The 5,361-nt window shown below is 26.5% G+C and carries 4 protein-coding genes; all 4 read right to left on the bottom strand.

The genetic code is table 11. The features are described 5' to 3' along the window. Positions 1–78: 78 nt before the first annotated feature. The 4 genes from CIGNP91_RS08465 to CIGNP91_RS08450 all read right to left on the bottom strand — a co-directional run bounded on the left by CIGNP91_RS08465 (position 79) and on the right by CIGNP91_RS08450 (position 3,923). A complete protein-coding gene (locus tag CIGNP91_RS08465) occupies positions 79–1,131 on the bottom strand; it encodes a DNA-methyltransferase (RefSeq protein ID WP_272889829.1) in 1,053 nt (350 codons plus the stop codon). Positions 1,132–1,186: 55 nt separating this feature from the next. Beyond that, positions 1,187–1,687, bottom strand: a complete 501-nt coding sequence (locus CIGNP91_RS08460; protein WP_086253912.1) for a hypothetical protein — start codon at positions 1,685–1,687, stop codon at positions 1,187–1,189. Between the two features lie 190 nt (positions 1,688–1,877). Beyond that, a complete protein-coding gene (locus CIGNP91_RS08455; RefSeq protein ID WP_086253911.1) occupies positions 1,878–2,603 on the bottom strand; it encodes a Fic family protein in 726 nt (241 codons plus the stop codon). Positions 2,604–2,855: 252 nt separating this feature from the next. Then, positions 2,856–3,923: a hypothetical protein gene (locus CIGNP91_RS08450; RefSeq protein ID WP_086253910.1), complete on the bottom strand. Its 1,068-nt coding sequence runs from the start codon at positions 3,921–3,923 to the stop codon at positions 2,856–2,858. Positions 3,924–5,361 lie beyond the last annotated feature (1,438 nt).

The raw sequence follows: 5,361 nt of genomic DNA, 5'->3' as shown, positions 1-5,361 counted from the left end.
TCAAAAGATAAATAGAGGTCTTTCCACTACTATCTAAATGGAAAGACCTCTATTTTTCATATAGGAGCTACTTTTGGGTCAGCCCCAACTTCTATGGTTTTCTCTAATTTTATCGATTAAAATAGGCTTATCTTCTCTTAGAACTTCCCAAAATTTAAAGCCGTTCAAGCGAGATGATTTAGCATTTTTAAACTTAGCTGCTAAGGTATGCATATCATAGATTTCGCCATTAAACTCAAGCCTTCCGTCATCTTGTAAGATTGCAAATTTATCACTATTTTTTAGATAAAACTTCTCTCCGATTTTAAAAAATTTAGCCTTTATCATATCGCTCATTTTTGCTTTTAAAGGCTTTTCATCAAATTTAGCCATTGCGATATCGCTATTTTGAAACTCTATATTTTCTAGCCTTTTTAAACCAAAGTTTATGTATTTCTCATTTTGCTCTATCATTATATAATTTCTTCCGAGCTTTTTTGCCATAACAGCTGTTGTCATAGTTCCACCAAATGGATCAAGCACCAAATCGCCGATTTTTGAGCTAATTGCAATCACTCTATAAAGCAAGGCTTCTGGCTTTTGCGTGGAGTGGAGCTTGTCTCCATTTTCATCTTTTAGTCTCTCATTGCCACTGCAAACTGGGAATTTCCAAATAGAACCAAGTTGTTTTCGTTTGCCTTTTTGAAATAAATTTAATTCTATGTTATCGCAATTAAGCTCTTTTGCAGTTTTGTAATTAAATGTAAATTTTGATTTTTTATCTTTACAAGCCCAAATTAGAGTTTCGTGAGAGTTATTTAAGCGAGTTCCCATAAAATTTGGCGTTGGATTGCTTTTTTGCCAAATAACATCATTTATAAACCAAAATCCTAAATCTTGCATAATCCCACCGATTGTATAAATACACTGCATTCCTCCAATTACCCAAATTGAGCCATTGTTTTTTAAAACTCTCTTACACTCTTCTAGCCACAAATGGGTAAATTTGGCATAGCTTTCATTATCTTTAAAGCTATCCCACTCATCATCACAGCCATTAAATTCACTTCCTTCAGGTCGCTTTAAAACTCCTTGGGTTCGCATAAAGTATGGCGGATCAGCAAAAATGAGATCAACGCTCTCATTTGGCAGAGTTTTTAAAATCTCTAAGGAGTTACCTTTTAAAATTTGATTTTTCAGAATAATTTCACCTTTTGTTAGTAGATCTATGGTTTTCTTTAATTTTATCTTTTATTTCGTTCTCATACTCAGCAAAATCAATGTCCATCTCAACCACTTGATAAGCAATCTCTTTCAAAAATAATCCGTGAGCAAATCTATCAACATCACCTTGAATCCAATGCTCTCCTAATTGTTTTTTAATAAAATCATCACCGAAATTATCATTCAAGTGAGCTAGATATTCGGCAATATGATCGTCAAATTTATCATAATCAAAAATACCATCTCTAAAATTACGAAAATCCAAATTAATATTCGCAATATCGTTGTAATTAGCAATATCATTGAAAGTATCTAATGTATATGATATATTTTTGTCATAATCTACTATTGCGTAAGCTACATCAACAGCTTGACTTCTATTAAAAAACATACCTTCTAAATTATCTGCAATTTCTCTAGCCAAATGCTCTTTAGCATCTTCAGAAAGAACAACATTCTTATCCAACATTTCGCTTAAATACATTTTATATATCCTTTTTAAAAAATTTTAAATAAGATATACAAAATAGAAAAACCTTAAATAAAAAGTAGCTTAAAGTTTTGACAATAAAAAATAATAATCTATAATATTATTAAATATTCAGAATATTTAATAATATTATTCTATTATATAATTATTTATTCAGAATAATTTATATTTTTATCAAAAATCATTATTTTTTTGATTTTGTGTTTCTGCGGATTTTTGATTTTTGTTCTTGAAATTCATCTTGAGTTTCGTCTGAAATTTCGGTTTCGTCATTTTCGGTATTCATTGTTTCTATACACTCTCTTTTACAAAATAGCATTATTTCGTTACTCTCTCCGCTTTCGTAAAATTTAACTAATTTTGTAAAAAAATCTTGCATACTCTGCTGTCTTACCGCAAAAATACCTAGACCATTTTTAATCAAAATTTTATTTGCTGTTAGCATTGCAGTTCTTTTATTTCCGTCAAAAAAAAGCTGATTTCTCATAATATACAACATTAACTCAATGGCACTATTTTTTTTGTCATCATTTTTTAAGATTTTATTAATATAGTTTTCTACTTCATAATCAATAGGCAAACTCGGTCTATGCGTTGTTCCAGATATTCTTATATCTGTGGTTCTTAAAAAACCAGACTTATAAACCAAATCCCTACCTACTAATCTATTCAAATCCCTTATATAATTTAAACTTATCTCTTCGTTAATAGTATCAAAAAGATACTGCCAAGCTCGTTTAAGATTCAAGATAATAGTTAAATCATCAATAGTCTTATTCGGCACCGAAAAGCCGTCTATTATCATTTGTGTTTCAGGAAAAGTTACATTAACACCTTCTAAATTTGCCGACTTCCATATGCTATCAACCAAATTTCTTTTGGCAAAAAATATATTTTCTTCTTGCGTCATTTATATCCTTTCTATTTTATAATTATTTTTTCAGAAAATAATTGCTTCTTTGCGTATTTACGCAAAGAAAATTCAAAAATCAAGACTTAAATAAATTTCTTTGCGTATTTACGCAAAAACACGCTCAATGAGTTAATAATTGTTTGATAAACGCCATCTGTATTACTCCTTTTCTAATGATAGTAGATTAGTAGTATTTTTGCGTGATAAATTCTCAAAATCCAAGCTTTTAAATTCACTATTGTTTTCTCATCATACTAAATATTTATCCAATTCGGTTGCCACCTCAAAACTATTTAAAATCCAGCCGACTTTCTTTCGATTATAAGCTTCAATTGCTTGAAATTCGCAATTAAATATCAATTTAGATATATCATTCAAAACCTCTAATCTATTTCGATAGAAATATTCTTGTATATTATTATTAATTTCATTAATTTGTTTTCCAAATTTTTTATATGAACTAGTAATAAAATTTAACTTTTCTTCATTTGCGATATCATTCACAAATTCATTTGTTATTATATCAGCCTTTTTTTTATCTTCTAAATTGCCATTTGAAATAGATGAAAATAAATTATCATCTTCTTTATCTATATCATCAACTTTTGTATTTTTTGTAGGCTCTATTATTCCAGCGTTAATTATATTGTTTTTTTCAGTTATTACAACTTCTGTGTTTTGGTATTTGCCGTCATAACTTCTCCCTTGTCTTATTTCTTTTATTTCGTGATTTTCTAAATTATCTGCAATTTCATCAAAACCATCATATTTCGTTTCAATTTGAATTTGTTGTTTCATTTCAAGCGTCTTAAAATCAAAATCAGTTACTATTGTTTGTCTTAAAGATTTCATTTCATTGAAACTGCCTTTGCCTACAAGCTGAGGATTGACGAGATATTCATCTCCAATATATGCTTTTATGCCAAATTTATCACTATATTTTTCATCTATTTTTAATAAAATATTTTTTTCAATCAAGCCACTTAATGCTCTTGATATAGAGCTATCAGACAAATTTGTTCCAACTTTTATAAGCTTACGAAGTGAGCCATTAACTTTTACCACATTTAAAAAAGTGATTTGCGTTAATATAAAAATAAGACTTTGTCTTTCAATATTTGAAATAGCTTTACTTGATAAATAACCAATATTATCGATATAAAGTTGTATAAAGCCGTGTCTGCTTTTTTCTTTTACAAATTTTATCTCTTTTTTATCTATCAACTCACCTGTAGTAAAATCAACATTATTTATTTCTTGTGTATAAATAGTTGTAGATTTTTTATTATCGTCTAAAATCTCTATCTCGTTTTGCATATTTCTTTCTCCTAAAAAAAATTTATGGTATTATAACATAATTTTTCATAAAATAATTATTTCTTTGCGTAAATACGCAAAAATAATTTAAAAAATCATATATTTTTATTAAAAAAGCTAAAATTTACCGCTTTTTTTCTTGCTATACAGACTGATTTTCTTGCTATACAGACTGATTATTTTTCACACGTGAAAAATTAAAAAATGCTTAAATATCGATTTTATCGGACTTACAAGGCTATTTTTAAAAAAAATTCCTATATATTATAGTAACCAAATTTTATCATCCTACTCGATCTATTTTAATTTTTCTTTCCATAAAAAACCTTTTTTTTATTAATAAAATCATTAATTTAATAATTTTATTCTGATTTTTAGTATATTTTGCTATTATTTTAGTTATAATTTTATTAATTAAGCTACTTATTATATTAAAATTATAATTAGATTAATGATTTTATTAACCTAAGCACTCTAAATTAATATATGTTAATTTAACATTTTTATTAACTATAAAAACAAATAACCAAGAAAATATATAAACAATCATCATAAATGCACAAAATACCCCTTAAAATCAAAAAAAAGAGAGAAACAATTAATTTATCACGAAAAAATCAAAAACTCTTAAAACTCAATTTTGTGATAAATAAAGATACTAAGTCCTTAATAAAAGATTAAATAATATAAAATATTATGAATAATTTATAATAAAATATATTATTCTGAATAATTAATTATATAAATATAGAATAATATTAATATATATTCTGATTATTTTATATTCTTTATTAGGGTATGTATTTCCCCACTTTCGTGGGGCAAGACTTAATTTGCCGTAGGGATTCCAGCCCTATGGCATATCCCCATAACAAGATTATAGCATTACAATCTTCTAATAAAACTATTGCTTTTTAGACAGAATTATGTTATAATACCAATGATTTCGAGGGGGATGCGTTTCCCCCATTTTATTTATTAAAACTTTCCAAGATATCATCTAATACTGGATATAAACTAAAAAATCGTATATCCCAATACTCATTTAATCTATTAGAATAATAATAACCAAATATCCTTAATAAAAGATTAAATAATATAAAATATTATGAATAATTTATAATAAAATATATTATTCTGAATAATTAATTATATAAATATAAAATACTATGATTATTTTATATTTTTTATTAGGATATGTATTTCCCCACTTTCGTGGGGCAAAACTTAATTTGCCGTAGGGATTCCAGCCCTATGGCATATCCCCATAACAAGATTATAGCATTACAATTATTTTTATTTGCAAAACATAGAATAATTAATCATATGAATATAAAATACTCTGAATAATTTATATTTTTCATTGAGATAGCAAATCGAAATTACTTTATCAAGGTTAGCTCTTGATAAATAAAATTACTACCCCATATATAAGAAT

It is taken from the genome of Campylobacter sp. P091, from assembly GCF_002138935.1.
In the GTDB taxonomy this organism is placed as follows: domain Bacteria; phylum Campylobacterota; class Campylobacteria; order Campylobacterales; family Campylobacteraceae; genus Campylobacter; species Campylobacter devanensis.
Note: the sequence above shows the minus strand (reverse complement) of the source record. Positions and strands in the feature narration are given on the sequence as shown.

Excerpts from the sequence above, each read along its gene's own strand:
- CIGNP91_RS08460 (WP_086253912.1), bottom strand. The coding sequence starts at position 1,687 with ATGTATTTAAGCGAAATGTTGGATAAGAATGTTGTTCTTTCTGAAGAT.
- CIGNP91_RS08455 (WP_086253911.1), bottom strand. The coding sequence starts at position 2,603 with ATGACGCAAGAAGAAAATATATTTTTTGCCAAAAGAAATTTGGTTGAT.
- CIGNP91_RS08450 (WP_086253910.1), bottom strand. The coding sequence starts at position 3,923 with ATGCAAAACGAGATAGAGATTTTAGACGATAATAAAAAATCTACAACT.